General features: G+C 63.3%; 1 protein-coding gene and 1 pseudogene. Both read right to left on the bottom strand.

The window, feature by feature from the left end:
- Positions 1 to 152: 152 nt before the first annotated feature.
- Positions 153 to 881: an IS21-like element helper ATPase IstB gene (gene istB, locus NKH02_RS34235; RefSeq protein WP_027038551.1), complete on the bottom strand. Its 729-nt coding sequence runs from the start codon at positions 879 to 881 to the stop codon at positions 153 to 155.
- Positions 814 to 2380 (bottom strand): annotated as a pseudogene (gene istA / locus NKH02_RS34230) (IS21 family transposase). Before istA ends, istB begins: the two are co-directional and overlap by 68 nt.
- Positions 2381 to 2496: the final 116 nt, after the last annotated feature.

The following is a 2496-nucleotide window of genomic DNA, read 5'->3' as shown; positions in this document are numbered from 1 at the left end:
TGTCAACCGGCTTCCAAAACTGACCCCGGATCGGCGTCCAATTTTGACCCCTCTTATGTAATGCGCGGCCGTCAGCGTTCGCCCGGGCGGAGCTGGTCAGGGTTGCGCAGCCCGGGCGAGCGCGGATGGCGCTTGGCAGCTTGATGGGGTGATCAGGCGCGGTTCTTGAAGCGCCAGGATTCGTTTCCGGTCTCGATGATCTCGCAATGATGGGTGAGACGGTCGAGCAGCGCTGTCGTCATCTTGGCGTCGCCGAAGACGGCGGGCCATTCGCCGAACGCCAGGTTCGTGGTGACGATAATGGAGGTGCGCTCGTAGAGCCTGCTGATCAGGTGGAAGAGCAATTGCCCGCCGGCTTGTGCGAACGGGAGATACCCGAGTTCATCGAGCACGACGAAGTCGAGCCGGGTGAGGTAATCGGCGATACGGCCCTGCTTGCCGCCGCGGTGCTCGGTCTCGAGCCGGTTGACGAGATCGACGACGTTGAAGAAGCGGCCACGTGAGCCATTGCGGATCAGGGCGCGGGCAATGGCGATTGCGAGATGCGACTTGCCGGTTCCGGTGCCGCCGATGAGCACGGCGTTGCGCTGGTCGGCGACGAAGGTGCCGTTGGCAAGGTCCCGGACCAGCACCTCGTTGACCGGCGTGCCGTCGAAGTCGAACTCATCGATGTCCTTGGCGATCGGCAGCTTGGCGACGGTGAGCTGGTATTTGATGGAGCGGGCCTGCTTCTCGGCGATCTCGGCCGACAGCAGATCGCCGACGATCCTCGGCGGCTCGTGCTGGCGCTTGATGCCTGTCGCCATGACCTCGTCATAGGCGCCGCGCATCCCGTAGAGCTTCAGCGTCCCCATCAGTTCCAGAACCTGCGTGCGTTCCATCAGCTTGCCCTCCTGAGGCTGTCGTAGCGGGCGCAGTCGGCCTGCGGCTCGTGCTGCAGGCGAAGAGCGTCCGGGGTGAGAATGGTGACGGCCGGCGCCGGATCGCGCCGCCGCGCCAGGATGTTGATGATGACGGCGGCGGAGCAGACATTCTGGTCGAGCGCTTCCTGGCAGGCAGCCTCCACGGCATCGATGCCGTCGGTCAATACCGCGGCCAGGATCGACACCATCTGGCGATCGCCGTCATGCGCCGCCTTCAATCTGCGTCGGATACGCTCCATCGCCGAGGGCAGAACCCAGCTCTGGAAGGGCGCACCGTTGCGCAGTGCACCGGGCTTGCGGGAAAGCACCGGAACGTAATGCCAGGGATCGTAGACCGTCTCGTTCCGCCCGAAGGAGCGGGCATGTTCGGCGACGACCACGCCGTCCTGTCGGATGACGATCTTGCCGGCATAGGCATGGATCTCGACCGGGCGGCCGACGGCCGTCGACAGCACCGAGTATTTGTTGTTGTCGAAGCGAACCGTGCAGGTCTTCGACACCGAGGCCGGCACCGCATGGAATCCGTCGAAGGGGCCGCGATATTCGACCAGCTTGCCGCGCTCTTCCTCGAACACGTTCCAGATCGTTCGTTCCGGCTGTTCGATGTGACGGTGCGCCTTGGCGTAGGCGACGCACTTGTCACGCAGCCAGGCGTTCAGCTCCTCATAGGTCTTGAAGCGCAGCCTGGGCGTGAAGAAGCGCTCGCGCACCAGCCCGACCTGGTTCTCGACCTGACCTTTCTCCCAGCCCGACGCTGGCGTGCAGGCGACCGGCTGCACCAGATAGTGGCTGCACATCTGCATGAAGCGGCGATTGTATTGTCGGTCCTTGCCGACGAAGATCGTTTCCACCGCCGTCTTCATGTTGTCGTAGATGCCGCGCGTGCAGGCGCCACCGAAGAAGGCAAAGGCCCGGTCGTGCGCGTCGAACACCATCTCCTGCGTCTCCCGCGGATAGGCCCTGACGAACATCATGCGGCTGTGGCAGAGCCGGACATGGGCGACCTTCACGGTCACTGTCACGCCGTTGATCAGGACGATCTCGTGGCTCCAGTCGAACTGGTAGGCCTCGCCCGGCGCGAAGGACAGCGGCACATAGGCGTCCGACATCGCCGACCCCTGCGCCTTCGCCCAGCTCTTCGCGTATCGGCGGACGGCGTCATAGCCTCCCTCGTAGCCGAGGCTGCAAAGCTCTTCGTAAATCCGGATCAGTGTCAGTTGCTCGCGCGCCGCCTTGCCACGGTTGCCATTCAAAAACCCGTCAAGCTGATCCTGCCACGGACCGATCTTCGGCTTGGGCTGCCGCTCGCGTTCGTAGGAGAACGATGTCTCATCGGATCTGAGAATCTTGCGGACGGTGTTCCGCGACACATGCAGTTCGCGGCAAATCCGCTTGAGCGACCATCCCTGCACATGGAAGGCGCGCCGAACCCGGGCAATCGTATCCACCGACTTCATCCCCACACCATCCGCTCGCTACGACGAGCTGATGGTCGCAAATCAAAGCATCAGGGGGGTCAAAATTGGACGCCGATTCCCCGGCTTATGGGGTCAATTTTGCACGCCGATTCACA

The organism is Mesorhizobium sp. M1396 (assembly GCF_040317725.1).
GTDB lineage: Bacteria > Pseudomonadota > Alphaproteobacteria > Rhizobiales > Rhizobiaceae > Mesorhizobium.
This window is presented reverse-complemented; position numbering and strand designations above follow the sequence as displayed.